This window comes from Neobacillus cucumis (assembly GCF_016908975.1).
Taxonomy (GTDB): Bacteria; Bacillota; Bacilli; order Bacillales; family Cytobacillaceae; genus Neobacillus; species Neobacillus cucumis.
In genome coordinates this window covers 86,115-111,984 of record NZ_JAFBEX010000017.1, presented here as the reverse complement: position 1 = coordinate 111,984, position 25,870 = coordinate 86,115, and the positions used below count along the sequence as shown (strand labels likewise).

Here is a 25,870-nt window from a genome sequence, read left to right as displayed (position 1 = left end):
ATCAGGAGGTGTATTGAACGATGAAATCAAATATAGTTTCATGGATGCAAGAAGGAAATATTACGATTCCTACTTTGCTTTTCTCAGAATATCGAAATTTGAATTTAAACGAGATAGAACTTGTTCTATTATTAAATATCATAACTTTTATTGAGAAAGGAAATGAATTTCCTACTCCTGAAGAGCTTTCGGCCAGAATGACAGTTTCTATTGCTGATTGTAATGCAATGCTAAGACGGTTGATTCAAAGAGGCTTTATTGAAATTATTGATCAATATACTAATGAAGGCATTCGGTTTGAAAAATACTCCGTAAAGCCTTTATGGGAGAAACTTGTTGAACAGTTTTTATTAAATAACCAGATAGAACGGCAACAAGAAAAGAAAACAGAAGAAACAGATGTGTATACTTGTTTCGAGAAAGAATTTGGGCGTCCGCTATCTCCATTTGAGTGTGAATCCCTTGGTATGTGGATGGACGATGATCATCACGATCCAATGATTATTAAAGCTGCACTTAGAGAGGCTGTCATGTCAGGAAAATTAAACTTCCGTTATATAGATAGAATTCTCTTTGAATGGAAGAAAAATGGTATCAAAACGATTGATCAAGCGAAAAATCATGGACGTAAATTCCGCCAAAAACAAACTGATAAAGCACATTCCAAGGATGATGGACACCAGCCAGTTGTCCCTTTTTATAATTGGTTGGAACAATAAGAAACAATCGACGAGGGGAGTTTCTCTCGTTTTCTTTTATTTTATTTGAAATAGGTGATTTTTTTGCTGAATAATACACAAATTCGTTTTTGTTTAGATGAAATAGGTAAAATGTTTCCGGATGCACACTGCGAATTAAATCATAGCAATCCTTTTGAACTTGTGATTGCTGTCTCATTATCGGCACAATGTACCGATGCACTTGTTAATAAAGTAACTAAAAGTTTATTTGAAAAATATAAAACTCCCGAAGATTATTTAAAGGTATCGTTGGAAGAACTACAAAATGATATACGCTCCATTGGGTTATATCGAAATAAGGCTAAAAACATTCAAAGTTTATGCCGGCTTGTTTTAGATGAGTATAATGGTGAGCTTCCGATGGATCGAGATGAGTTAACAAAGCTGCCGGGGGTAGGCAGGAAGACCGCTAATGTAGTCGTATCGGTTGCGTTTAATATACCGGCCATAGCGGTAGATACTCATGTAGAAAGAGTCAGTAAACGCTTGGGAATTTGCCGATGGAAAGACTCTGTCCTTGAAGTGGAGAAAACGTTAATGAAAAAGGTTTCGAAAGAAGAATGGTCTCTGACGCATCACCGGTTAATCTTTTTTGGACGGTATCATTGCAAAGCCCAAAATCCACAATGTCCAAGCTGTCCATTATTAGAGCTGTGCCGTGAAGGGAAAAAGAGAATGAAAGGGATTCAAGTATAAATGAATAATCTTGACATAACAGCTGCTAGTCTTATGGCAGAATGGGAAAGTATACAACGGCAGCTAGAACCATTATTTCGTGCACGTGACTTTAAAAGCACTAACCAATGGATGGAAAAGGGAATCAATCTTTTTCTGCAATTTTTATATCTAACAAATGATGAAACTTTCATACCTCATAATCAAATCACTTTAAATCAATTTCCATTCAAACCGGTTAATTTGGAAGAGAGATTAGGATTTATTAAATCTAGACCAGGTTTATACCATTCATATCGACAACTTAGTGAATTAATGATCGAGCAGGAAAAGCAATTTGTTAAAGGGAATATCGTAAAAAAATCGTCTAGGACTTAACCTAGACGATTTCTTTTTTTACAGAAAAGAATATATAAATTTTGACTTCGAGAATAGTCCAGCTCCAGCGCCTAGCCCCTCGAGGTCATAAGCATATCCAGTTACGGCTCCTTGGGACTCGAAGCCTAAGCCACCCACTGAAGAAGGCAAAAAGCGCCTTCTTACAGGGGGCGTCTTAGTCTAGAGTCCCAGGGCAGTCGCCTCCACATTTAGGCCAATCCGACCAAAAGGTTAAAATGCAACCTTTCGGCCGGATTGGCTTGTTCTTATTCATTCTCACGTGTTCCTGTACTTTGGGTAGTTGCTGGCGGAGTTACAGGCGTTGAAACAGGTGGATTCGTACCCCCAGTTTGACCGCTGTTCGTATTTCCATTACCATTTCCATTTCCATTATTATTTCCATTCCCGGTCCCTGTACCAGTACCATTTCCAGTATCAGTCCCTGTACCAGTATCAGTCCCTGTACCAGTATCAGTCCCTGTACCAGTTCCGGTTCCATTTCCAGTATCAGTTCCGGTATCAGTCCCTGTCCCTTGGTCTGTTTGCCCTCCAGCTTGTGGAATTTCAATAGAAGTATATACTACATTACTATCATTAGTTCCACTATAAGCAAAGAGGGATATTGAATATTTTACTCCAGGATTGGCCTTAAAGGTTAAGCTATTTTCCGATTGAGTGTAATGGCTCGGAGACGCATTATTAACTGTAATATCAAATTTAACATTATTGTTTGTGGTATTATTGTAATTCCAAGATACAACCACATTTCCACTTGTTTCATCATATTTAGCCGCAAGATTTGTCGGTGCACTAAGTTTGTTATACTTAAACGAAACCTTTTTAGGGGCATATCCTTTAACCGCATATTCAGTTGAAATTTGGCTGCTTGGAGTATATGCACCAGCTAATACGGCAGGCATGGTTCCTTTCTCGATCCTGACTTTTTGAACACTATTAGGCATTGTAAAATCAGGAGTATCAATGTCATTTGATACATAGGCCATTAAATTCTTAAACAAGAGCTGAGCAATTCGCTGATTGCTGCCAACTGCTGTAATTGGCGTTTTCCTGCTTGGATAACCTGTCCATATAGATGCTGTATAATTCGTTGTATAGCCGGTAAACCAGGCATCTGGAACAGAGGTGCTTGATATATTCCATTGTTCCATTTCCTGATCCGTATAATTGGTTGTTCCTGTTTTACCTGCAATTGGAAGACCAGGTACTTGGGCTCTTGTCCCTGTGCCAGGATATTTGAGTACGCTCTTTAACATATCCGTAATCATAAATGCAGTCGAGTCCTTCATAGCAACTTTAGCTTCTGGGGCTGTATTGATCATTGTCCCGTCACGCAACTTAATCTTATCAACAGCATGTGGTTTAGTATAGAAACCATTATTACCAAAAGCAGCATATGCACCGGCCATTTGCAGAGGGGATACCCCTGTTTGGAAACCGCCAATCGCATATGATTCGTAAATTTCTTTTAAAGGAATCCCAAGACCAACAGCGAAGTTTTTCGCTTTATCCAAGCCAACCTGTTGCAATGCTTGGACAGCAGGGCTATTACGTGATAATTGCAGTGCTGTTCTGATACTCATTGGGCCCTTATAATTGTGATCCCAGTTACCAAATTTCTTACCTGAAGAGTAAGTAATTGGCTTATCATCGATCATTTCATAGGTACCCCAGTTTAAATATTCGATTGCCGGACCATAATCAAGCACAGGCTTAATAGTAGAGCCAGGCTGCCTTCTCGTATCGATAGCATAGTTGAAGGGGCGTTGTACCTGTTGGTTTCTTCCGCCTCCAATTGCTCGGATTTCTGACGTCTTGGTATCAAGCAAGACGATCCCTGCCTGGAATTGATCATCTGGATAAGGGATTACACTAGAATCCTTCGTATTTAAGATATTATTAACATGAATTTGAGCATCTTTGTCGAGCGTAGTATAAATGGTTAATCCATCGGTATAAGGATCAAAATCAGTTGTGCTGTTAACTTCATCAATAACTGCATCTACAAATGCTTCATATGGTTTATCATCAACTTTTCGCTGATCACCCTTCAATACTGTATCCGCTACAGAAACCTTTTTAGCTGCATCCATTTGTTGTTTCGTTATATAGCCGTGCTGGTACATTAAAGATAAGACAATATTCCGTCTTTTTTCAGCCAAATCTGGATGGTTAAATGGATTGTAGCTATTAGGACTTTGAGGCATCCCGGCAAGTTGCGCAGCCTCAGCTAATGTTAAATCTTTTAATGTTTTTCCATAATACATTTTTGCTGCAGTTGCCAAGCCATAACTGTTTTCTGATACATATACTTTATTCACATACATCTCAAAAATTTGATGTTTCGTATATTGCTGTTCAAGCTGAGTAGCAAGCCAAGCTTCTTGAACTTTACGCTTGAGTGTTTTTTGTTGAGTTAAAAAGGCGTTTTTGACAACTTGTTGTGTAATAGTACTGCCGCCTTCTGCACCATAGCCATGTCGCAAATTAGCCCATAGCGCACCCGCGAGACGGATAGGGTCAATACCATGGTGCTGATAAAAACGATAATCCTCAGTGGCAAGAACCGCGTCTTCCACTACTTTTGGAATGTCTTTATAGTTTACATATTCCCGATTCACCGCACCTACTTCAGAAATTTCATTGCCATTTTTATCTAAAATCTTTGAAGGGATAGGATCTTTTAATAATTTTGGATCAAGCTTGGGAGCATCCTTAACCATGTAGGCGACAGTCCCCACTCCGGCAAGTATTCCAATAATTCCGAGAACAACTAAACTTAGAAAAATTTTTTTGAATAATCCTCGAGGTTTTTTCTGCTTTTTATTCTTGCCTTTGGATTGGAGTTGCTTCCTGCGCTCCTCTCTTGATTCGTATTGTTCAGACATATGATTTCCTTCCTTTCTAATCCCTGTGAAAAAAATGAAGTCTTTTAAAGTTGTTCTATTATTTTAATATAGTCAATTCTTGGTTGAAATCCAAGTGGGATGTAATGACCCTTTTGTTCTATTTCTTCTTTTGTTATGGATTTTCTTCCTCCATTCTTCATTCTCTCCCAATAGGTTAATAAGTGCTGGGCTTCAAGCAGATATACCTGCTCAAATTTAGTAAAACGGAGAATGACAAAACAAATACCTCCTTGGTCAAGTACTTCTTCCATATGTTGTATTTGATGTTGATGAAAATTCTTTAATGGAAATGAGGTGGGATTTTGAGTTTCCTTTGCTTCAAAATCAATGTATTTTCCTTTATATACTCCGTTATAGTCTGTTGTTGATGCTAGTTTAAAGTACGCTTCTTTTATAACAGCAGCACTTCTATTTGGATAATCCACTTGAACAATTTGTACTGGTGTAGGCTTTTTATGTATGACCGCAATTTTTCTTTCCCGGTAATACTGATTGGTTTCATTTAAATCTTCCTCAAGTGTCATTCCCCGATTACTATAAGATCCATTTTTTCTCTTTTTATCAGGAGAGTCTGATAAGTGTTCCTTTGGACTGTACTTTTTTCCATTTGGATAGTTTAGATTCATTGTTAACACCTCTCAAACTATTCCTTATCATACCAAATCTTTGTACAAATTGGGGTGAATAAAATAAATTTGTAAACACAATCTAATAAAAATCTCGATAAAATAAGGAAGATGAGGATGAATCATCTTACAATACAGGAACAAACAATTATCCGTCAAATTGTAAGCGAAACCAATAAAAGAAATGTAGATAATATTTCGAGAACAGATGCCTATTTTAAATATTTTAAAAATCATCCGGATATTATTTGGTCTTTTCTCGCAAGTATGGTTTCCAGAAACGGCGGCTGGAATATGTGTGATCTTGAAGGCGATATTTTTCCAAAATTAATAGAGCCGCAAATAAGAAAAAAGCTTTTTTTGACTTATGAACGTGCCAATTGGCTGATTTTTCATGACGTCTTTCCTCAACTTATGCTCTATCACTATTCTTCGGAATTGAAACGCCCTATGTTTCATTTACTTCGTTATTTCAATATTTCAGCTTTTATTCAAAAAGAATGGTATCGTTATTGGAAAGAGAATGATAAGAAAAGGTTGACCACGGCGTTAATTATTAATGAGCAAAATGTCATTCAAACCCCTGTTATTGAACATCCAGTTTATAGAAGAAAGGTATTCAATTCTTTCCTTTTTTACTTACAAGATTGGCTCCATTTTAGCTGTGTATTATTTCCGACTTGTGGGGGAGAGGTTTATGGTGCAAGTGTAAATGGGTTTAAATCTCTTTCCAAACGAATTAACTTAGGGAAAAGGCTGGCTAGCATTCTTTCTCATCCAAGGCTGTTCCCCTATTTTTTTGAGTTTGCGGAAAGGACCCCACATACTGGCTCGAGATTCGATTATGAACAGTATTTTAAAATAAAGACGGGGCGGAAAACCCCATTACTGAGAACAACTTTTCCAGTGATTGCGCATCATCAACATCAATATCAAGATTGGAGTAAGAAGCGCGTTGTTTTACCTGCTTGGTTGTATTTACCAGCTCATCATCATCATACTATTCACCTTACAGACTGGTATTATGAGAAATCGAATCAACTCCACTTATTACTTTCACTAAAACAGTCGTTAAAGTTCGAAGAGTGGAAATAAAAAAGCAAGGAACTAATCCTTGCTTTTTTATCATTTTTACTCTGCAGGACGATTTGGTCCTTCAAGCTTTTTATCCCCATAGCCTGTTTTTTGCTCTGTCACAGATTTTGATTGTTTGCTTGATGGGTTATTCTTTTTCGCCATTAAAAACACCTCCAATACTAGCATGTGCGGTTTAACGGTATTTCATGCGGTCTTATCAAGGTGTCGAAAAAGAATGTAATATATGCAGTTTTTACACTTTCTTTGGCGAATTGCTTCTAGTTTTGTCTTGGTGGAAGGAAGCTGTAATGAGAAGGAGAATACTACTTATTAGATATTCGTGAGGAGGGATTTTAAAATGAATATACCAATGTCTGAAAAAGAAAAGATGCTTTCAATGTTAACTGAAATATGTAATCAAATAGAAGAATTGGAGTCTGTTCTTGAAGCCTCCTTCACCGATTGCCGCCTTCAATTGAAAAGTAAGGAACAAGAAAAAATTAAGGAAACCATTCAACGCCTTTCAGAGGTCGAAGAAAAATCTAAACTAGAGAATTCATTATCTTCAGAGGAAATTCTGGATTCTAACATTGGAACTGTTCCACAATCTTTTAAACTTGAATTAGGTTTTTAAATAACGTTAAAATAATGGTATGGTTAGTTTTAAGTAGCATTTTTTTATGCTGCTTTTTTATTTGGTAAAAAAGCATTCGATTTTGAGAATTGTCTAGCTCCAGCGCCTAGCCCCTCGATGGTCTACAGCCACTCTCAAAAGGAAGGCAAAAAGCGCCTTCCTTTTGAGAGTGGCTTATGCTTGTCGGGGCTGGTCAAGGCGCTTGCGCTTTTCTTATTTTGTACTTCGTAAGGGGATTAGGGGACATGTCAGAAGAAATTCTTTACTTAACGGAAAGACTTTTACATTATAATGAGATATTTTTAAAGAATTATTTAGAGGGTAGAGAGACTGGAATGACACCTGATTTTCATCATGTAATTAAACCATTTGCAGATGAAGTGAAAGAAGTTAATGTCAATTGGAATGAAGCGATGAAAAAATGGCTACCCTTGGCAAAGAATACGAAGCATCTCCATTTGAACCAAATTGATACGGCTTCTGCCCATATTGACCAGCTCTCGGTTCAGTCTTTTTTTCCAGAGACTAGCAAATCTAGATTTTTAAACATTCATCGTACAGTAGAATATATATTGACTGAGGTCATTAAAGAGCTGAATAAATAGAAAAGAGATGCAGTGTTGCATCTCTATTTGTTCTTGAATGTTCATTTAAGATTAAGATTTTTTACAGCGGAACCATGGTACGAAAGTTGTACTAAGTTCTTAAGAATGTTCGATGAGGGAGTCTTCATGATGAATTTCAGGAATTACCGCGCCCTGTATTTCAAGCTCGCGGATCAGATTGCGATATTCTTTAATACTAATTTCATCGTGAATATACGCTTTCTTTGCAAAATCCAATAAGGCATTAACATCATCTGTGGTGTAATCTCGACTTTGAATAAATTTGCATTTTAAGTCTTGAATGTCCATAAATAACTCCTCCTTCACCCTTTTCTTTATCGTAACACGAAAAAATATGATTCCTAGTTTTTAAAATATTTAAACTTTAGACAAAATTCTTGTGAATATGACATTGACAATCCTAATCTAAGTATCACCAAATATCTCCTTCCTTCATAATGTGTAATAGAGAATGATAAAGAGGAGATGTTTGCCCATGTTTGGTAAACAAAGACCAAATAATTTTGCTCATCATGGATACTCGGGGCAAATAATGTACCAAGTGCCGCTGAATCATCAACCAAGAAATCAACAGTTATCCTATAGCCGAAATCAACAAAAACCATATCAACCTCCATCTCAGAATTATAGTTTGATGCCATATTATCAACCGGGACCTTATTACCAACCACAAATGCAGACTTTTGGTCAAACCTATCAACCAGGATTTGGACAACAAAATTTAAATTATTCGGCTTCGTATCCGCAAAAAGATAACCAGTTTCTTTTTCAAAATCCATTGCAGCCCAAAGAGGAAATGGTACAACAGCCCTATATGCCTATGAATGGGTACCCAGTAATGAATCCATATCCTAAAAACAGTTTCATGCCAAAACAACCTGGTGGCATGCAATCGCTGATGAATTCTTTTAAGTCTCAAGATGGGTCAGTTGACATTAATAAAATGGTGAATACTGCGGGTCAAATGATGAATGCTGTAAGTCAAGTCTCCAATTTGGTGAAAGGTTTTGGAGGGATATTTAAAGTCTAAATAAATGAAATATGAAAAGACGGCGATGATCCTGCCGTCTTTTCTCATTAGTAAAAATCTACATCATTATTCATCGATATCAATGACTTTTCCTTTTTCTTGGGGGATGCGGATTTGCAATAAACCATCACGATAAGAGGCTTTTACTGATTTTTCATTGATTGTATGTGGCAGGGCAATCGTTCTAGAAGATTGTTGTTGAACGAATTTACGTCGATAAACATGTGTAAGATCGTTTTCCTCTGTTTCTATTTCTTTATTTTCGACAGTGATGGTTAAATAGTTTCCAGTGATATTTAATTGGATTTGTTCTTTCTTCACACCTGGAAGCTCTGCAGAAATAATATATTCCTGACCCGTTTCTACCGTTTCTACATGAAAACTTGAACCTAGCGGAAAAGGAGTTTTAAAAAAATCATCAATTGATTGTAAAAATCCCCGCATTGGTTTATCAGTGAAGAAGTCATTCATTGATTTTACTAATTCCCGGAATGGTTCTGGCAGCTGGGGTTTGTGGTTATTTTTATCACCTGGAAGCATGGATGACATGAACAATCCCTCTCTTTCCATAATTTTACTCTTTATCATATGCTGAATTACCTAGGTAGGTGCCGCCATATAATCGTCACAAATATTTGAACATTTTGTTACAAACTAGTTCGATGTGATTTAAATCACATTGGTAAAATCAGATTATTTGTACGCTAGTGAAGTAATATTTATGTGAAAGCGGTGAGATTATGTTCTGTTATCAATGTGAACAAACACCTTCAGGCGGTTGTAAGGTGATTGGAGTTTGTGGTAAAGATGAAACGATTGCAAGCTTACAAGATACGATTATTTTTGGCTTAAAAGGAATTGCGGCATATAGAACACATGCCAATCAATTGGGCTTTACAGATCCTTTTGTCGATGCGACTACACATGAAGCTCTCTACCTGACATTAACCAACTCAAATTTTAATGTGCAAGAACATATTGATATGGCGATGAAGGTTGGTAAGTCAGCTGTCAGAGTTATGGAAATGCTCGATGAGGCATATACAAAACGTTTAGGTATTCCAGAACCAATCCGTGTTAGTCAAAATAAAATTGAGGGCAAATGTATCGTTGTTACAGGTCATAATTTATTTGCCTTAGAAGAATTATTAAAACAAACAGAGGGTAAGGGCATTAATATTTATACACATTCTGAAATGCTTCCTGCACACGGATACCCAGCACTGAAAAAATATGCGCATTTAAAAGGTAATATCGGGAAAGCTTGGTACGATCAACGTCGTCTGTTTGAGAAATTCCCTGGAGCTATCCTTGCAACCACTAACTGTGTGATGCCAATAAAAGGTACATATGCAGACAGAATGTTTTCATACGAAGTTGCTGGCCTAGAGAATGTTGAAAAAATTGTGAATGACGATTTCACTCCATTAATTAATAGGGCATTAGAGCTTCCTGAAGCGGCAATTGAGTCTGATGAAACATTGCTAACAGGATTCCACCATGAAACGGTTTTAGGTTTAGCTCCAGAAGTAATTGATGCTGTAAAAGCAGGTAAAATTAAAAGGTTTTTTGTAATTGCTGGCTGTGACGCACCAGGAAAAGGTGGAGAATACTACCGTGAACTCGCTACTTCTCTTCCTCCAGAGACGGTTATTTTAACCACATCTTGTGGTAAATTCCGATTTAATGATGTGGACTATGGGGTAGTCCCGGGAACAAGCATACCTAGATACATTGATTTAGGTCAATGTAATAATTCCGGTTCGACAGTAAAAATTGCCTTAGCATTAGCAGATGCGTTCGGTTGTGAAGTAAATGAACTTCCAGTAAGTATTGTATTATCCTGGTTTGAACAAAAAGCTGTTGCTATTTTGTTAGGACTATTTAGTTTAGGAATTAAGGATATTAGAATCGGACCAAAACCACCTGAGTTTATTTCAGAAGGTGTCCTACAGGTACTTCGAGATACATTTAATCTAAAATTAATCGGTACCGCCAAAGAAGATATGGAAGAAATGCTTCAATTGTAATATCAAATAAAACACCGCAGTTCACTGACTGCGGTGTTTTTTGTTTAGACTAGATTTATTTCCTGCATAAGAATTTTGACATCCAAGATCATGTTAGCATCTTGGTCCACTTCAATTAATTCTTCTTTTTTCATTTTGGTTAATGTTCGGCTAATCGTTTCTCGTGTAGTGCCAATCATATTGGCAAGATCCTTGTTGGTAAATTCTGATTTTAATAGAATAGTACCGTTTTTTTGTTCGATTCCATGTTTTTGTGCTAGACGAATAAGGAGCTTAATAATTTGTTCGTATGTATTGTTCAGTATTTGCTCCTCGAGTCGATTTTGCAAATCAACTATTTTTTCCCCAAGTACCTTAAAAACTTTTATACAAAGTTCCGGATTATCGATTAATACCTTTTCGAATTTCGAGATAGGAACAACAATTAGGGTGGAGGGTTCAACTGCCTCGGCATAGGCAGGGTAATCCCCCTTTCTAAAGAAGCCGACATGTGGAAACATTTCGCCTTTTTTGGCAATGGCGACAATTTGTTCTTTCCCGTTAATGTCACTTTTGTAAATTTTAATTTTTCCATCAAAAATAAAATAAACATTTTCGAGAGGATCACCCTGGAGGAAAACATGACTTTGTTTTTTCCATTCTCTCGCAAATGAAATAGTCGCTATTTTCGTTAATTCAAAATCATTTAATTCACGAAAAAGGGTGAAATCAGCTAGTACACGTTTAATATCTTCCATTTTCATATAATCACCTTCAAATCCATTTCAATCTTAATCTATTGTAGCAAATAATTCTCAAGTAGTTTACTCCGAATAGATGGAAAAAGGTTACAATCCTGTTAATGTATAAAAATTAGATTTTTTTCTTTAATAACGAACGTCTATTCGCTAAAATAGAATTAATGAGGTGAGAGTATGAAGATTAAAAAAAGCCTGCAAGAGATTCTATCTGATTTAAAATTTAATCATGAATTTAATGATAATATCGTGACATGGCATACGATTGAGAGCAAGCCTGCTCAAACAGTTCCATTGCCTGATGACTTGCATCCAGTGTTGCAACATTCTCTCCAAACAAGAGGGATTGAACGTTTGTACACTCATCAAAAATCTGCCTATGAGTCGATTATGAATAGTAAAAGCATTGTAGCTGTAACACCAACGGCTTCTGGAAAGACACTCTGTTATAATTTGCCAGTGCTGCAAACGATACTCGGAAACTCCAATGCTAGGGCTCTTTATATTTTTCCGACTAAAGCACTTGCACAGGATCAGAAAAGTGAAATAAATGAAATAATCGAAGCATCTGGAGCTGATATTAATAGTTATACGTATGATGGAGACACACCAGCAAATATTCGTCAAAGAGTAAGAAAGGCAGGGCATGTTGTTATTACGAACCCTGATATGCTTCATTCGGCCATTTTACCGCATCATACAAAATGGGTTTCACTTTTTGAGAACCTAAAGTTTGTGGTGATTGATGAACTCCATACATACAGAGGTGTATTTGGCAGCCATGTAGCCAATGTGATAAGAAGGTTAAAGCGAATCTGTCGCTATTATGGAAGTAATCCTGTGTTTATTTGTACGTCCGCCACAATCGCCAACCCGCTTGAATTAGCGGAGACACTTACAGAAGAAAAAATGACTTTAATTGATAATAATGGGGCCCCTAGCGGCACGAAGCATTTCCTCTTCTATAACCCGCCTATTGTCAATAAGCCGCTGAATATCCGAAGAAGTGCTACTTTAGAGGTCCGAAAAATTGCTGGGGAGCTTTTAAAAAATAAAATCCAAACGATTGTTTTTGCAAGAAGCAGGGTAAGAGTGGAGATTATCCTGACTTACTTGCAGGAGTTAGTGAAAAATCAGTTGGGGTCAAAATCCATTATGGGTTATCGTGGAGGCTACTTACCAACGGAGCGGAGAAAAATCGAAAGGGGTTTGCGTTCAGGAGAGATTTATGGGGTTGTCAGTACAAATGCCCTTGAACTCGGAGTGGATATAGGACAGCTCCAAGTCTGTATTATGACAGGCTACCCTGGGACGATATCCAGTGCATGGCAGCAAGCGGGAAGAGCTGGGAGGAGACATGGAGAAGCTCTGGTTATTATGGTTGCCAGCTCAAGCCCTCTTGATCAATATATTATTCAAAACCCTGATTACTTTTTTAATCAAAGCCCCGAAACAGCTAGAATAAATCCTGATAATCTTATTATCTTAATTGATCATATGAAATGTGCTGCCTATGAATTACCATTTAAGGCTGGTGAAAGGTTCGGGAATGTGGAAACAGAAGAATTACTCGAATACCTAGCAGAAGAACGTGTACTTTACCGAAATAGTGATAAATATTTTTGGATGAATGATTCTTTCCCAGCCCATAACATTAGTTTAAGGTCGGCATCTCAGGAGAACGTGATTATCGTTGATCAGTCAGATATTGCTAATGTAAAGGTAATTGGTGAAATGGATCGTTTTTCGGCCATGACGCTCCTTCATGATGAAGCGATCTACTTGCATCAAGGGGTTCAATACCAGGTTGAAAAGCTTGATTGGGAGGAGAAGAAGGCATTTGTTCGTGAAGTGGATGTAGATTACTTTACGGATGCCAACTTGGCCGTTCAATTAAAAGTAATGGAGGAAGACAAACTTGAAACGCTCCCGGAAGCAGAAATAGGCTATGGTGATGTCAGTGTCAGGGCAATGGCCACTATTTTTAAAAAGATAAAATTTGAAACACACGAGAACATAGGGTCAGGTCCAATCCATCTCCCTGAAGAGGAACTTCATACGAATGCCGCATGGATTTCATTAAATAAACCATTGGCTGAAATGGGGCATGAACGCCTTGAGCAAGGACTGATGGGAGCGGCCCATGCCCTAAATCATATTGCCCCATTATTTGTGATGGCCGATCCTCAAGATATCCATGTCATTCCTCAAGTAAAGTCAGATCATAATGAAAAACCGACCATCTTCTTCTATGATCGTTATCCAGGAGGGATTGGATTAAGTGAAAAAATATATACAGGAATGTCAAAAGTCTTTGATGAGTCATTAAAGATGATTAACCATTGCCCTTGTCATACAGGATGTCCATCTTGTATTGGTGCAGACACAATCAGTGAAACAGCCAAAAAAGATACGATTAATATCATTGAGACATTTTTACAGACTCCGCCTGCAACTAAGGAAGTTCAGTCATGTCGTTAAAAAATAAATTGAATCGTTTAAAGCCGCATCTTTCAGTTAGTGATCATTCTGAAAAGGCAGTGAAACCAACTGAGATTTCGACGATTGAAATTCCATTTCTTGATAAATGGCAACAAGCAAATGTCTTGCCTTATTTTTTAGATGATAATTATTGTTTAATAAGGGAAGTAAAATATCCTCTATCACATCAGCATGGTCATTACTGTTTTCATGATATCCGGACTGCGGTTCAAAGCTGGAACCAAAACACGATTAACCATCCTTTGTCTGCAAAGGGACACAAGGTAGAGGATTTATTCTTTTTTGATACGGAAACGACCGGACTTGGAGGCGGGGTAGGAAATACCATATTTATCCTCGGTTATGCTAGTGTTTCTAATGATGAGCTCATCTTAAGACAACATATTTTGCCGAATCCAGGTGCAGAGGTTCCTCTTTATCAAAGCTTTTTGGAAAAGGTTAATTATCGAACGCTTGTAACTTATAATGGAAAATCCTTCGATTGGCCACAAGTAAAAACACGTCATACACTTGTCAGAGAACATGTCCCAAAGCTTCCGTCTTTTGGACATTTCGACCTTTATCATGCTGCGAGAAGACTATGGAAACATAAATTAGACAGGATGAAGTTGTCGATGGTGGAGAAAGAGGTGTTAGGGGTTAATCGTTTGGATGATATACCTGGATATTTGGCACCCATCATTTACTTTGATTTTATTGAAAGCAAACAACCCGATGGTATGCTAGGCATTCTAAAGCATAACGAAATCGACATATTATCTCTTGTTACCTTGTATACCCATCTCACTTTTCAACTCTGTGGAACAGATAAGAATCAATCACGATCTGAAACATATCAAGTGGGTCGGTGGTTTGCGAGTTTAGGGGAAGCTTCGCAAGCGGAAAAGATATTGACAACATTAACGAACGAACAGGATGAAACCACTATTCAGGCTAAACGGATACTTGCCTATCAGCAAAAAAAAGAACGAAATTGGAGCAATGCGATAAATCTATTTTTGGATGTTATCGCAGCCGAGGATTTGAAAATAAGGGCAGAGGCTTGTGTAGAACTAGCTAAATTATACGAGCATAAGCTCAAAGACATTCCTAAAGCTATTCAATATTGTCAAGAAGCCATAATCTTCGTTTCCCAAGACCAAATGAAAATGAAAGATAACACATTTGATGAGCTCCAGGCTAGACTCAATCGTTTAGAACAAAAATATGTGAAATTACAGGGTTAAGCGGATCTTTTGATTAGTTGACACAAATTTTTAACATATTTAGATAAAAAACCAGCATTTCCATATTGTTTATCATAGTTGAAAAAGGTAAAATTTAAAATTGGGTTTAGAAAAAACGACTATAAAAATATATGGAGCTGGTAGTATGTATAAAGCAATTTTATTCTTATTTTTTATTGTCGTCTGTTTGACTGCCGTTGTGTTTACAAGTTTAAAAGACAGCTTTTATACCATGTTATAAAAAAAGTGTAACTAAAAATTTCATAACGAAAAAATAGGTATTTTCATTAGTACAAGAGTAGCTCCTTTTACATAGGCTGTTAATGTAAACAGAATATATGAAGGGAGATTATTATATGTATCTAGGAACTAATTTTTTACCGCCAGTCATTCATCCGACACAACAAATTGTGAACCATACGTTTTCAACAACGGTGGTTCCGCATATTCATCCGGTTCATACAACAACTGTGAACCACCACATGTTTGAACACAAACATTACTGCCCGCATACTGAATCATGTTGCGAAGAGGTGTGCAATCAGCACATTAACTGCTGTAATCCTTGTGCCCCTGCACCAGTGGCACCAATTATGCCAGTGTCTAATGCAGTACCAAATGTGGTACCAAATGCACCAGGCTTTGGTGGAATGGGTGGTCCTGGCTTTGGAGCACCAGGTTTTGGAGCAGCACCAGGTTTTGGAGCAGCACCGGGCTTTGGAGCAGCACCAGGATTTGCCCCAGGACCAATGGGCGGGCCAATGGGCGGACCTATGGGTGGACCAATGGGCCGCAGAAGATAATAATGGTAAAGTTAATTGCAGGGGCATCTATGCCCTTGTTTTTTTCCTTTTAATATATGGTATGTAATGATTAAAAAAATGTTTGTCCCAATTTAAAATAAATAAAAAAAGGAGAACCATTTTGATTAAAGTTTTAGCCATTTCAGGTTACAAGCCTTTTGAGCTAGGGATTTTTAATAAAAACCATCCATCGGTATTATATATTAAGGCTGCAATAAAAAAGGCGTTACTTAATATGATTGAAGAGGGATTAGAATGGGTATTAATTAGCGGGCAGCTCGGAGTTGAATTATGGGCTGCAGAAGTTGTCTTTGAATTACAGTTGGATTATCCGCAGTTAAAACTTGCGGTTATAACTCCATTTTTAGAACAGGAATCCAATTGGAATGAAACGAACAAAGAGTGGTATACAAGTATTCTAATGCAAGCTGATTTTATTGATTCTGTAACAAAAAAAGGGTATGAAAAACCATGGCAGTTTCGTCTTAAAAATCAATTTTTTGTTGAAAAAAGTGATGCCTTACTAATGATGTACGACCAAGAAAAAGAGGGCAGTCCTAAACATTTATATGAATTAGCAGTAGAATATAAAACAAAGCATAACTATCAAATTGAATTAATAACATTTTACGATTTGCAGATGGTCGTTGAAGAGGAGCAATTTAAACAGTCCGATTATTAACAAATATATATTAGTTTTATAACAAAATTTTATAAAGTAAAAGAAAATTGACAAAAGGACTTATTTTTGGAAAAATAATAGTTAATGATTGGCTAAACTTGAGGTGATTTAGATGTTGGCTGATAAGGTAAAATTAACAGCTAAGGATATTTTAGAAAAAGAGTTTAAGACCGGTGTTCGAGGGTATAAACAAGAAGATGTGGATAAATTTTTAGATTTAATTATTAAAGATTATGAAACATTACATCAAGAAATTGAAGATCTTCAGCAAGAAAACCTAAGGCTGCGAAAACAGCTTGAAGAGACATCGAAAAGACAGCCAGTGGCACAGCCTGCTGGAACAACTAATTTTGATATTTTAAAGCGATTATCAAATCTTGAAAAACATGTTTTTGGGAATAAACTTTACGATTAACAGTTTGTACCGCCGTTTCCTAATAATAACCATTGTATTATGAACTCGAAATACATATAATATAAAGGTATCATTAATAACGTTCGGGTAATCGCTGCGAGGAGCTTCTAAAGCGAATCGTTGAGGAAAGTCCATGCTCGCACGAGCTGAGATGCTCGTAGTGTTCGTGCCTAGTGAATCCATAAGCTAGGGCAGCTGAGTCTAGCATTCAGTTGACGGCCGGGAAAATACCTAAGTCCAGCTGGATACGGTATGAATACCTATAAAAGTGCCACAGTGACGTAGCCTTTCCGGAAACGGAAAGGGTGGAACGGGTAAACCCCACGAGCGAGAAACCCAAATTATGGTAGGGGCGCTTTCTCTGAGGAATTGAACAAGGAGAAAGACAGATTCATTCTTGAATCTGTAGATAGATGATTACCACCTAAGTACGAGACTTAATAGTCGTTTGCAGTACTCTGGTACAGAACATGGCTTACAGAACGTTATTAATGTGATTGAATGCTGGATATTAAGGGCTCTCCTAATATGGGGAGCTTTTTTATTGCAAAGAACTGCATTTGATGCAAGCTTTTTGTCAATAATGAATCTACTGTGAACAATACATATTTATGAATATATTTAAGGGTGAAGAAATGGGAAAATATCAAATAATTGCCACCGCTGCAATGGGTTTAGAGGCTTTAGTAGCAAAAGAGGTACGAGCGCTTGGCTATGATTGTGAAGTTGAAAATGGAAGGGTTACTTATTTAGGCGATGAAACAGCGATCGCTCGGAGTAATTTATGGCTGCGAACGGCCGACCGTATTAAAATAAAAGTTGGTGAATTTAAGGCATTTACCTTTGATGAGTTGTTTGAAAAGACAAAGGCTCTTCCCTGGGAACAATATTTGCCAGAGGATGCTGAATTCCCTGTTACTGGGAAATCAGTGAAATCAAAGCTGTTTAGTGTGTCAGACTGTCAAGCGATTGTAAAAAAAGCGGTTGTGGAACGTCTGAAAAAACATTACAAACGGAATTCTTGGTTCGAAGAAAATGGTGCACTATATAGGATTGAGATTGCATTATTAAAGGACGTTGCAACTATCACTATTGACGCAAGTGGCAGTGGTCTGCATAAACGGGGCTATCGGATAGACCAAGGTGAGGCACCTCTTAAAGAAACGATGGCTGCTGCTCTAGTCATGCTAACGAACTGGAAGGCGGACAAGCCATTTATGGATCCTTTTTGCGGATCTGGGACTATTCCTATCGAAGCTGCAATGATCGGGCAAAACATTGCACCCGGATTTAACAGAGAGTTTGTTTCTGAAGCATGGAAGTGGATACCTGAGAAGGTATGGGATGATGCCCGGATGGAGGCAGAAGATTTAGCAAACTATGATCAGCGCTTAGATATTACTGGATCTGACATCGACCATCGAATGGTGAAAATTGCTCAAGGGAACGCGATAGAAGCCGGGTTTGGCGATTTAATCAATTTTAAACAAATGCAGGTTCGAGACATTTCTACTAGTAAGGAGTATGGTGTAATCGTCGGCAACCCTCCATATGGTGAGCGTTTAGGGGAGAAAAAGGCAGTCGAGCACATGTATAAGGAAATGGGACAGGCGTTTAGTAAGCTTGATACTTGGTCTATTTATATCATGACTTCAAATGAGGACTTTGAACAATTTTATGGTAAACCTGCAACAAAGAAACGGAAGCTGTTTAATGGATTTATTCGTACGGATCTTTATCAGTATTGGGGCAAGAGACCCCCGCGTCAACAAAATATTTAAAATTACTTTTTTGGGGGAGGGGTTTTCATGCAGAACCGAATGCCGTTTGAAGTTTCTAAAACGGAGTCATTTTACGATAAGTTAGGCGATTGGATTGGCGACCTTTTTTATGATGTATTACCTGAAGCCGGTTTTGAACTGCGAGACGAACAAATTTATATGGCTTTTCAATTGGAAAAGGCCTTTAAAGAGAAAAAAGTAATGTTTGCAGAGGCTGGGGTAGGTACGGGGAAAACCATTGTCTATTTGCTTTATGCGATAATGTATGCCCGTTACACGAATAGACCAGCAGTGATTGCTTGTGCGGATGAGACATTAATTGAACAACTGGTAAAAAAAGAAGGCGATATTGCCAAACTAGAGAAAATATTAGACTTACAGATCGATGTGCGTTTAGCTAAGTCAAGGGATCAATATCTCTGTTTAAAAAAGCTTGATCTAGTTAGGAATAATGATTTTTCGGATGATATTTCTAATATTTACCAAGAACTTCCTGATTTTGTACATTCTGTCGGATCGATGCAAACATTTGAAAAGTATGGTGACCGAAGGGATTATCCTTCTTTGTCGGATGAATTATGGAGTTCTGTTAATTGGGACGCACTTCAAGATTGTTTTTCATGTGATAAGCGCCACCGCTGTGGTTTAACACTGCACCGTGAGTATTATCGACATGCAAAAGATTTAATTATTTGTTCACATGATTTTTACATGGAACATATTTGGACAAAGGAATCCCGAAAGCGGGAAGGACAGCTTCCATTATTGCCTGAGCATTCTTCTGTTGTTTTTGATGAAGGCCATCTGCTCGAGTACGCGGCCCAAAAAGCATTAAGCTACCGTTTTACAGACTATACATTAGATACTTTGTTAACAAGACTAATGGAAAACGAAGTCCGTGAAAAAACATTATATACAGTTGAAGAAGCTCTTTTGGCGAATGAAGGGTTTTTCGATACGATTTCTCAATTTTCTTCTGAGTCAAAAGGCTCTGAAAAACAAATCATCACCAAACATCCGTTAGTGATGAAAACATGTCGGAAGCTTCTTTCAACGCTTCAAGCACTCGAAGAAGAACTTGTTTTTGAGAGTGAGTTATATGTTATTAATGAGTATGATTTGAAAATTGTGGAGGAGTATTTAGAACAAATCACGTACTCCCTTTCATTATTCCTTCAAGAACTAAATGGGATTACTTGGTTTGAAGAAAAAGGTGGAGAACGTACCCTTGTCATCATGCCTAAAATGGTTGAAGAAGTCATGAGTGAGGAGGTCTTCTCACAAAAGAAACCTTTTATTTTCTCATCAGCCACACTTTCAAATCAAAAATCCTTTGATTATATGGCGAGTAGCCTCGGAGTTAATGAATACTTATCCTTTTCAGTCCAATCTCCGTTTGATTATGAGGAAAAAATGAAAGTATATCTGCCTCGTTTTCCAAAGGAGAATATCGAAAATCAGGTAGAGTATTTAATCAAACAGATCTTCCAATCTGAGGGAAGAGCATTGATCCTCCTTAATAATAATGATGAATTAAATTATTTGAAAAAGAGGTTATCTTCGGCAATTCCATACCCTATCTATTTTGAAGGGGATGAGGAAATTAGCACACTCGTTTCAAAATTTCAAAATGATGAGCATGCTATCCTTTGTTCGGTTCATTTATGGGAGGGCTTAGATATTCCAGGCAGGTCTCTTGAAAATGTCATTATTTTTTCTCTGCCATTTCCTCCGAATGACCCAGTCTTTACAGCGAAAAAAAATGGGCTGGACAATCCATTTTTAGAAGTAGATTTGCCATATATGCTGCTCCGGCTTCGTCAAGGTATTGGGCGATTGATACGGACTGAAAAAGACCAGGGAACTGTCCATATTCTTTTAGATGAGGACATCGATTCGAATCTGCTGCAAGAAATCAAAGCAGTTCTCCCAACTGAGCCAATTGAATAACAAAAAAGCGGAAGCGTAAAATCTTCCGCTTTTTTATCATTGAGGATTTTCTTTTTTTAAATCGGGTTTTTCATAACATGCGAAACAATAAATCTCTTTATTATCTGAGTAAACACCATTCAAAAATCCATCTAAACAAAAAACATCTTTTCGGCATTTATGACAAACACCCACTAGTTCTTTCACCCCAAAATACACACCCTTTCAAATTTATTTATATGAATATGTTTAGGGTATCACGAATAGGACGCTTTTGTTAGCATCATTCAACTAAACCAAAGATCACCTACCATTTACTCCAAGTTTGATATCCCTTTGATCCTGGAGGAGCGTTTTGGATAATATCAATTAAAGGAATCGTGTATGCGAACAAAATAAGTACTGCAGTAATACCAAGCCATAATTTCCAGTTTTCAAATACCATCGGAGCCTGTTCTTCAGTATTTTCAGCTTCTGCAACAGGAAATTCCTGTTCTCCCTTAGGAGCAAAGAAAGCAAGATTAACAAAGATAATTAAACTTAAGATAATCCCTAGGAATAGTATCGAACCGCCAACTGCTTGAGCAATTTGATATGGAATCCACTCAGCAGCCTGTTTTGCTCCTCCATAGGTTGAGAAGGCAGAGCGTCTTGGTGCGCCAAGCAGACCTTCAATGTGCATAGCACCCGACATGAAGACCATTCCGATAAACCAAATCCATCCCTGAATAATGGCTAATTTATTCATAGCCTTAGTTAATTTACGACCTGTTAAATGTGGTACTAGCCAATAGGAGATGCCAAAGAATGTTAATACAACAGATGTGGCTGCCGTTAAATGGAAATGTCCTGTAACCCAGATGGTATTATGAACAACTTCGTCCATTTGGTTTGAAGCATTAATAATACCACCGGCACCAGCAGGAATAAAAGATGCCATTCCTATAAATGGTACGGTGAAGCGTGCATCATTCCAAGGAAGTACTTTGAACCATCCAAACAGTCCAGTTGCCCCTTGAGAGCGGCCATATCTTTCAAATGTTGCAAACAACGAGAAGGCTGTCATTAGTGAAGGAATAATAACCATAAACGTTAAAATAACTTGTAAAAACTTCCAAGCTGGATCAATCCCAGGTTCCGTTAATTGATGGTGGAACCCAACGGGAATAGAGAAAAGTAAAAACAAAATAAATGATAGTCTTGCCAGCGAATCTGAGAAAATCTTTCCACCGATAATTTTGGGGATAATGGCATACCAGCACATATATGCTGGAAGAAGCCAAAAATAAACTAAAGGGTGACCAAAATACCAGAAAAGTGTACGACTGACCAACACATCAACAGTATCAACTAATCCAAGGGACCATGGAAGCAGCTGGAATAACACGGTTGATGCAACTCCTATGGTAGCAACAATCCAAAGGACAGTATTAATGACAGCCATAAAGCTTAATAATGGACTAGGTTTCCCTGGATTATTCTTACGCCATCTTGCATATGTCATAATTTGCGCTGCTCCGTCTACCCAGCTGCCAACAACGACGAACGTTAACCCAAAATAAAAGATCCAGTGTGCCTTTAGTGGTGCATAAAAAGTATATAGAACAGATGCTTGTTTCGCCAAAATCATTGCAGCAGCCATTAGTGTACCGATTAGCATAACCCAGAAACCAACCCAGCCGGTCCGTCTGGCAGCATTGGAATGTCCGCCAGTTGTACGGCCGACAGCAGCATATTGGAAACCCATGATAAAAAAGGTTGTTAATACAAGTCCCATCAAAACGCCATGGACGGTCAATATTTGATAATAATCAATCTTCCATGGTAGCTCCCACTTACCTGAACGGACAAGAGTTTGAAGCAGACCCATTAATCCGCCAAGGGCAAGGGCAGAGAATGCGACAAAAAAGTGTGCCATGGATAGCTTTGCATCACGAGGGTCAACTTTTATATTTGCAATTTCGTTAACCATTATTTAACCACCTCAACCTTTGCACTCATTAGGTGGTGTCCAGCACCACAATACTCATTACAAACAATTAAATATTCGCCTGCTTTGTCAAATGTAGTCGTATATTCACTGACATAACCAGGTTCTAGCATCATATTTATATTGGTACCCGCCATTTCAAAACCATGAATTACATCTTTTGTGGTCGCAATAACCTTTACTTTAGCGCCCAAAGGGACTTCAACTTTAGCTGGAGTATAGGAGAAAGTCGAAGCAACAAAGACAAGTTCGTAATCCCAATCTTTTCCTTCTACCTTATGAAGACCGGGTTGATTAAATGGTTTTGTCTGATCGATCCTTTCAGGATTTATGGTTGTTAAACAGCTAGCCGGCTTGTTGCCTAAGTAGAAGGCGCTTACACCGACAACTAATAAAAAAATAACTAAGCAGCCAACGCCAAAAGTCAGCCAGATTTTTTCGAATTTATGCATGTGCATAACCTTTCCCCCTTTAAAAACCTAAAAACGTTCAACAAACAGGTAATAAACACTTACCCAAGTGACAATAATAAACGCTCCCAAAAAGAAAACGGACGCCAATGTCCCTTTAAGAGAAGAGCTATCTTCCACTTCTGTTTTTTGTTTTGTTTTCAGTTCCGCCTTGGCCATCCCTCTAACACTCCTTTCAGAATAAAAAGTAAATTTAATCATTTCTCTTTCATAATACAAAACAATTGAGAAAGAAAAATAACATTTTGTGGAGTTCACAAAATGTTCTTACCTTCCTTATCCAATATGTTAATGGTAAAAACTTGATATGACAGTGATTTATATCACTAGTGATTTGTGGAGATGTGAATAAAATGTGAACTTGATTCAATATGAAAAAAATGTGAATTGGATTATTATACAAGCTTTTGATAGCTAGTCTGGAAGAAGGTAACACTCTGAAAAATAAAAAATAAGATGATTATATATTTGGAATTTTTAGGAAATGAGGGATCGTGTTGGAAAAATATTATTGTGAGAATTGTCGGCTATTATATAATAAAGAAGTATATTGTAAGGTTTGTGGAGTATTGGCCAGTAACAAGATTAAAATTGAGGTACAAGCACAATCGGAGAAATAAGAATAATAGTAGTAACCAAGAGGATTAAATAAATTGGAAAAGTTTATCTAATGATGGAATGCTAAAACCACGATATAATGAAATTGCACAGCAACAACCTTCAAAACGTTGGCTTCCCTAGTCGGGAAGCTTTTTTTTTATCATTGATTCCCTGAATAAATTTCCCTCCAACGGAAAAAATACCCTTATTCATAAAGTAGGGAGAATAAAAAATGCCTTCCATTTTATCCGTATCAGAAGTAATTCCTCCATTTCAAGTGAACCAAGATCAAGCAACTGCGTTTGCGAGGGAACTGTTTTCTAGATCCTTTAAGGACATTGAAAGATTATTAAAAGCATTTCAGAACGGTCAAATTATGAAAAGACATTTTGTTAAAAGTCTAGAATGGTTTAAGGAGAATCATACCTTTGAGGATAAGAATAATGCTTATATTGAATCTGCCGTTACACTTGGCAGAGAGGCTATCGTAAGATGTTTACAGAATGAACAATTTTTAAAAAAAGCCATCCCTTTTCAAGAAATAGACGCAATATTCTTTATTTCAACAACAGGGCTGTCAACTCCAAGTATTGATGCGAGAATCATCAATGAATTACCATTTAATCCTCATATAAAAAGAGTCCCAATTTGGGGATTAGGCTGTGCCGGTGGGGCGTCTGGATTATCAAGAGCCTTTGAGTACTGTTCAGCCTATCCAAGTGCGAAAGTACTTGTTCTATCCATTGAGCTCTGCAGCTTAACATTTCAGAAAGATGATTATTCAAAAAGTAACTTGATTGGCACATCCTTATTTGCCGATGGTATTGCATGTGCTTTAATAATAGGTGATAAAGCAGGAAAAGAGACAGTTAGTAAAAAGGAAACCATACCGACTATTGTGTCAACACAATCAACGATTATGCCCGATTCCTTAGATGTAATGGGCTGGGATATACGTAATTCAGGTCTTTTTGTGATATTTTCACGAGATATACCCCATATTATTGAGGGATGGCTAAAGCCTAATGTGATAAGTTTTTTGTCTGAACAACAAGTTGAAATTGGACAAATCAAGCACTTTATAGCCCATCCGGGTGGAAAAAAAGTATTGGATGCATATGTAAAATCATTAGAAATTCCTCCTTCGATGAATGATATTTCCCATGAAGTTCTAACGAATTATGGAAACATGTCATCAGCAACGATCCTATACGTGTTAAAACGATTTATGGAGCTGGATATTCCCCAAAACGACTGGGGGCTTGCTACAGCGCTAGGTCCAGGTTTTAGCTCAGAAATACTCTTACTGAGGTGGCAAAAATGAATGATCTATTTCCGTTCATTCTATTAATAATAATCATTGTTTCTCAAAGAATCTTCGAACTTTATATTGCTAAAAGAAACGAAAAATGGATAAAACAACAAGGGGCAGTTGAATTTGGGCAGAAGCATTATAAGTTCATGGTCCTATTACATCTCTCTTTTTTTATTTCCCTAATTACTGAAAATTTCCTTTTTGAACGAGGAATTAGCGTGTTTTGGCCGGTATTACTAAGTATATTTTGTGTTTCACAGGCGATAAGGATTTGGGCGATGACTTCATTAGGAAAACATTGGAACACAAAAATCCTTGTCTTAGCGAATGAAAGAATTGTGAATAAAGGACCTTATCGCTTTTTAAAACACCCTAATTATTTAGTGGTAGCACTAGAGATCTTTACGGTTCCAATGCTGTTTAACTGCTTCTATACTGCTATTCTTTTCAGCCTTTTAAATATCTTAATGCTGATGATTCGAATCCCTATGGAAGAAAAAGCACTAAAAACATTAACAAGATATAACGAGGTTTTCCAAAATCATCATCGCTTTTTGCCGAAATTTATTAAATAATTGTGACAATATCAGAAGAAACATTGAAAATGATTATCACCAATGTTACAATGATTCCAACGATGATAATCATTCTCAGATGATTCTATATAAGGCAGGTGT

At 37.4% G+C, this 25,870-nt stretch carries 26 protein-coding genes and 1 other RNA gene; 18 read left to right on the top strand and 9 right to left on the bottom strand.

The window, feature by feature from the left end; all coding sequences use genetic code 11:
• Positions 1-20: 20 nt before the first annotated feature.
• The 3 genes from JOC76_RS21020 (at position 21) to JOC76_RS21010 (ending at position 1,793) form a co-directional block, all read left to right on the top strand.
• Positions 21-719 (top strand): DnaD domain-containing protein, encoded by a 699-nt coding sequence (locus tag JOC76_RS21020; protein ID WP_205180737.1) that lies wholly within the window; start codon positions 21-23, stop codon positions 717-719.
• Between the two features lie 63 nt (positions 720-782).
• Complete coding sequence (gene nth, locus JOC76_RS21015; protein WP_205180736.1) at positions 783-1,436, top strand: endonuclease III; 654 nt, start codon at positions 783-785, stop codon at positions 1,434-1,436.
• A complete protein-coding gene (locus JOC76_RS21010; RefSeq protein WP_205180735.1) occupies positions 1,437-1,793 on the top strand; it encodes a YpoC family protein in 357 nt (118 codons plus the stop codon).
• 266 nt (positions 1,794-2,059) lie between these two features.
• Here JOC76_RS21010 and JOC76_RS21005 read toward each other — a convergent pair whose 3' ends face one another.
• A complete protein-coding gene (locus JOC76_RS21005) occupies positions 2,060-4,699 on the bottom strand; it encodes a transglycosylase domain-containing protein (RefSeq protein WP_205180734.1) in 2,640 nt (879 codons plus the stop codon).
• A gap of 44 nt (positions 4,700-4,743) precedes the next feature.
• Positions 4,744-5,346 carry a Holliday junction resolvase RecU gene (gene recU / locus JOC76_RS21000; RefSeq protein ID WP_205180733.1) on the bottom strand — a complete coding sequence of 201 codons (603 nt, stop codon included), beginning with the start codon at positions 5,344-5,346 and terminating at the stop codon, positions 4,744-4,746.
• Positions 5,347-5,463: 117 nt separating this feature from the next.
• On the opposite strand from recU, the gene JOC76_RS20995 reads away from it, so the two are divergent.
• From JOC76_RS20995 to JOC76_RS20985, 3 genes are all read left to right on the top strand, one after another.
• Positions 5,464-6,441, top strand: a complete 978-nt coding sequence (locus tag JOC76_RS20995) for a DUF2515 family protein (RefSeq protein ID WP_205180732.1) — start codon at positions 5,464-5,466, stop codon at positions 6,439-6,441.
• 340 nt (positions 6,442-6,781) lie between these two features.
• Positions 6,782-7,057 carry a hypothetical protein gene (locus JOC76_RS20990; protein ID WP_205180731.1) on the top strand — a complete coding sequence of 92 codons (276 nt, stop codon included), beginning with the start codon at positions 6,782-6,784 and terminating at the stop codon, positions 7,055-7,057.
• A gap of 245 nt (positions 7,058-7,302) precedes the next feature.
• Positions 7,303-7,662 (top strand): DUF1798 family protein, encoded by a 360-nt coding sequence (locus JOC76_RS20985; protein WP_205180730.1) that lies wholly within the window; start codon positions 7,303-7,305, stop codon positions 7,660-7,662.
• A gap of 99 nt (positions 7,663-7,761) precedes the next feature.
• Here JOC76_RS20985 and yppF read toward each other — a convergent pair whose 3' ends face one another.
• Positions 7,762-7,971 (bottom strand): YppF family protein, encoded by a 210-nt coding sequence (gene yppF, locus JOC76_RS20980; RefSeq protein ID WP_205180729.1) that lies wholly within the window; start codon positions 7,969-7,971, stop codon positions 7,762-7,764.
• A 187-nt stretch (positions 7,972-8,158) separates the two neighbouring features.
• On the opposite strand from yppF, the gene JOC76_RS20975 reads away from it, so the two are divergent.
• Positions 8,159-8,713 (top strand): YppG family protein, encoded by a 555-nt coding sequence (locus JOC76_RS20975; protein WP_239557862.1) that lies wholly within the window; start codon positions 8,159-8,161, stop codon positions 8,711-8,713.
• A gap of 66 nt (positions 8,714-8,779) precedes the next feature.
• Here the strand turns inward: JOC76_RS20975 and JOC76_RS20970 are convergent, their stop codons facing one another.
• Positions 8,780-9,262 carry an Hsp20/alpha crystallin family protein gene (locus JOC76_RS20970; protein ID WP_205180728.1) on the bottom strand — a complete coding sequence of 161 codons (483 nt, stop codon included), beginning with the start codon at positions 9,260-9,262 and terminating at the stop codon, positions 8,780-8,782.
• A 191-nt stretch (positions 9,263-9,453) separates the two neighbouring features.
• On the opposite strand from JOC76_RS20970, the gene hcp reads away from it, so the two are divergent.
• Positions 9,454-10,743: a hydroxylamine reductase gene (hcp, locus tag JOC76_RS20965; RefSeq protein WP_205180727.1), complete on the top strand. Its 1,290-nt coding sequence runs from the start codon at positions 9,454-9,456 to the stop codon at positions 10,741-10,743.
• A gap of 44 nt (positions 10,744-10,787) precedes the next feature.
• Here the strand turns inward: hcp and JOC76_RS20960 are convergent, their stop codons facing one another.
• Entirely contained in the window at positions 10,788-11,486 is a 699-nt protein-coding gene (locus JOC76_RS20960; RefSeq protein ID WP_205180726.1) for a Crp/Fnr family transcriptional regulator, read from the bottom strand.
• Positions 11,487-11,657: 171 nt separating this feature from the next.
• Here JOC76_RS20960 and JOC76_RS20955 point away from each other — a divergent pair, with 171 nt between their 5' ends.
• The 8 genes from JOC76_RS20955 (at position 11,658) to JOC76_RS20920 (ending at position 20,839) form a co-directional block, all read left to right on the top strand.
• Complete coding sequence (locus JOC76_RS20955; protein ID WP_205180725.1) at positions 11,658-13,961, top strand: DEAD/DEAH box helicase; 2,304 nt, start codon at positions 11,658-11,660, stop codon at positions 13,959-13,961.
• Positions 13,952-15,208, top strand: a complete 1,257-nt coding sequence (locus tag JOC76_RS20950) for a ribonuclease H-like domain-containing protein (RefSeq protein WP_205180724.1) — start codon at positions 13,952-13,954, stop codon at positions 15,206-15,208. Before JOC76_RS20955 ends, JOC76_RS20950 begins: the two co-directional genes overlap by 10 nt.
• Positions 15,209-15,564: 356 nt before the next feature.
• Entirely contained in the window at positions 15,565-16,011 is a 447-nt protein-coding gene (locus JOC76_RS20945; protein WP_205180723.1) for a CotD family spore coat protein, read from the top strand.
• Positions 16,012-16,135: 124 nt separating this feature from the next.
• Positions 16,136-16,693: an SLOG family protein gene (locus JOC76_RS20940; RefSeq protein ID WP_205180754.1), complete on the top strand. Its 558-nt coding sequence runs from the start codon at positions 16,136-16,138 to the stop codon at positions 16,691-16,693.
• 112 nt (positions 16,694-16,805) lie between these two features.
• Complete coding sequence (gpsB, locus tag JOC76_RS20935) at positions 16,806-17,108, top strand: cell division regulator GpsB (RefSeq protein WP_205180722.1); 303 nt, start codon at positions 16,806-16,808, stop codon at positions 17,106-17,108.
• A gap of 79 nt (positions 17,109-17,187) precedes the next feature.
• Positions 17,188-17,591: RNase P RNA component class B (gene rnpB / locus JOC76_RS20930), an RNA gene on the top strand.
• Positions 17,592-17,743: 152 nt separating this feature from the next.
• Positions 17,744-18,889, top strand: coding sequence for a THUMP domain-containing class I SAM-dependent RNA methyltransferase (locus JOC76_RS20925; RefSeq protein ID WP_205180753.1), 1,146 nt, complete (start codon positions 17,744-17,746; stop codon positions 18,887-18,889).
• Between the two features lie 27 nt (positions 18,890-18,916).
• Complete coding sequence (locus tag JOC76_RS20920) at positions 18,917-20,839, top strand: ATP-dependent DNA helicase (RefSeq protein ID WP_205180721.1); 1,923 nt, start codon at positions 18,917-18,919, stop codon at positions 20,837-20,839.
• A 36-nt stretch (positions 20,840-20,875) separates the two neighbouring features.
• Here JOC76_RS20920 and JOC76_RS20915 read toward each other — a convergent pair whose 3' ends face one another.
• The 4 genes from JOC76_RS20915 to JOC76_RS20900 all read right to left on the bottom strand — a co-directional run bounded on the left by JOC76_RS20915 (position 20,876) and on the right by JOC76_RS20900 (position 23,437).
• Positions 20,876-21,025, bottom strand: a complete 150-nt coding sequence (locus JOC76_RS20915; RefSeq protein ID WP_205180720.1) for a hypothetical protein — start codon at positions 21,023-21,025, stop codon at positions 20,876-20,878.
• A 100-nt stretch (positions 21,026-21,125) separates the two neighbouring features.
• Positions 21,126-22,790 (bottom strand): b(o/a)3-type cytochrome-c oxidase subunit 1, encoded by a 1,665-nt coding sequence (locus tag JOC76_RS20910; RefSeq protein ID WP_205180719.1) that lies wholly within the window; start codon positions 22,788-22,790, stop codon positions 21,126-21,128.
• Entirely contained in the window at positions 22,790-23,266 is a 477-nt protein-coding gene (locus tag JOC76_RS20905; RefSeq protein ID WP_205180718.1) for a cytochrome c oxidase subunit II, read from the bottom strand. Before JOC76_RS20905 ends, JOC76_RS20910 begins: the two co-directional genes overlap by 1 nt.
• 21 nt (positions 23,267-23,287) lie before the next feature.
• The gene (locus JOC76_RS20900; RefSeq protein ID WP_101648585.1) at positions 23,288-23,437 is read right to left on the bottom strand and encodes a cytochrome c oxidase subunit 2A; all 150 of its coding nucleotides are present in this window, start codon (positions 23,435-23,437) and stop codon (positions 23,288-23,290) included.
• 673 nt (positions 23,438-24,110) lie between these two features.
• Here JOC76_RS20900 and JOC76_RS20895 point away from each other — a divergent pair.
• Positions 24,111-25,202 carry a type III polyketide synthase gene (locus JOC76_RS20895; RefSeq protein ID WP_205180717.1) on the top strand — a complete coding sequence of 364 codons (1,092 nt, stop codon included), beginning with the start codon at positions 24,111-24,113 and terminating at the stop codon, positions 25,200-25,202.
• Positions 25,199-25,768, top strand: coding sequence for an isoprenylcysteine carboxyl methyltransferase family protein (locus tag JOC76_RS20890; RefSeq protein WP_205180716.1), 570 nt, complete (start codon positions 25,199-25,201; stop codon positions 25,766-25,768). The genes JOC76_RS20895 and JOC76_RS20890 overlap by 4 nt, the downstream gene beginning before the upstream one ends.
• Positions 25,769-25,870: the final 102 nt, after the last annotated feature.

Excerpts from the sequence above, each read along its gene's own strand:
- JOC76_RS20925 (WP_205180753.1), top strand. The coding sequence starts at position 17,744 with ATGGGAAAATATCAAATAATTGCCACCGCTGCAATGGGTTTAGAGGCT.
- JOC76_RS20900 (WP_101648585.1), bottom strand. The coding sequence starts at position 23,437 with ATGGCCAAGGCGGAACTGAAAACAAAACAAAAAACAGAAGTGGAAGAT.
- JOC76_RS20895 (WP_205180717.1), top strand. The coding sequence starts at position 24,111 with ATGCCTTCCATTTTATCCGTATCAGAAGTAATTCCTCCATTTCAAGTG.
- JOC76_RS20905 (WP_205180718.1), bottom strand. The coding sequence starts at position 23,266 with ATGCACATGCATAAATTCGAAAAAATCTGGCTGACTTTTGGCGTTGGC.
- JOC76_RS20970 (WP_205180728.1), bottom strand. The coding sequence starts at position 9,262 with ATGTCATCCATGCTTCCAGGTGATAAAAATAACCACAAACCCCAGCTG.
- gpsB (WP_205180722.1), top strand. The coding sequence starts at position 16,806 with ATGTTGGCTGATAAGGTAAAATTAACAGCTAAGGATATTTTAGAAAAA.
- JOC76_RS20910 (WP_205180719.1), bottom strand. The coding sequence starts at position 22,790 with ATGGTTAACGAAATTGCAAATATAAAAGTTGACCCTCGTGATGCAAAG.
- yppF (WP_205180729.1), bottom strand. The coding sequence starts at position 7,971 with ATGGACATTCAAGACTTAAAATGCAAATTTATTCAAAGTCGAGATTAC.
- JOC76_RS20960 (WP_205180726.1), bottom strand. The coding sequence starts at position 11,486 with ATGAAAATGGAAGATATTAAACGTGTACTAGCTGATTTCACCCTTTTT.
- JOC76_RS20945 (WP_205180723.1), top strand. The coding sequence starts at position 15,565 with ATGTATCTAGGAACTAATTTTTTACCGCCAGTCATTCATCCGACACAA.
- JOC76_RS20985 (WP_205180730.1), top strand. The coding sequence starts at position 7,303 with ATGTCAGAAGAAATTCTTTACTTAACGGAAAGACTTTTACATTATAAT.
- JOC76_RS20990 (WP_205180731.1), top strand. The coding sequence starts at position 6,782 with ATGAATATACCAATGTCTGAAAAAGAAAAGATGCTTTCAATGTTAACT.
- JOC76_RS21010 (WP_205180735.1), top strand. The coding sequence starts at position 1,437 with ATGAATAATCTTGACATAACAGCTGCTAGTCTTATGGCAGAATGGGAA.
- JOC76_RS21020 (WP_205180737.1), top strand. The coding sequence starts at position 21 with ATGAAATCAAATATAGTTTCATGGATGCAAGAAGGAAATATTACGATT.
- JOC76_RS21005 (WP_205180734.1), bottom strand. The coding sequence starts at position 4,699 with ATGTCTGAACAATACGAATCAAGAGAGGAGCGCAGGAAGCAACTCCAA.
- JOC76_RS20890 (WP_205180716.1), top strand. The coding sequence starts at position 25,199 with ATGAATGATCTATTTCCGTTCATTCTATTAATAATAATCATTGTTTCT.
- JOC76_RS20920 (WP_205180721.1), top strand. The coding sequence starts at position 18,917 with ATGCAGAACCGAATGCCGTTTGAAGTTTCTAAAACGGAGTCATTTTAC.
- JOC76_RS20975 (WP_239557862.1), top strand. The coding sequence starts at position 8,159 with ATGTTTGGTAAACAAAGACCAAATAATTTTGCTCATCATGGATACTCG.
- JOC76_RS20950 (WP_205180724.1), top strand. The coding sequence starts at position 13,952 with ATGTCGTTAAAAAATAAATTGAATCGTTTAAAGCCGCATCTTTCAGTT.
- recU (WP_205180733.1), bottom strand. The coding sequence starts at position 5,346 with ATGAATCTAAACTATCCAAATGGAAAAAAGTACAGTCCAAAGGAACAC.
- JOC76_RS20995 (WP_205180732.1), top strand. The coding sequence starts at position 5,464 with ATGAATCATCTTACAATACAGGAACAAACAATTATCCGTCAAATTGTA.
- JOC76_RS20955 (WP_205180725.1), top strand. The coding sequence starts at position 11,658 with ATGAAGATTAAAAAAAGCCTGCAAGAGATTCTATCTGATTTAAAATTT.
- hcp (WP_205180727.1), top strand. The coding sequence starts at position 9,454 with ATGTTCTGTTATCAATGTGAACAAACACCTTCAGGCGGTTGTAAGGTG.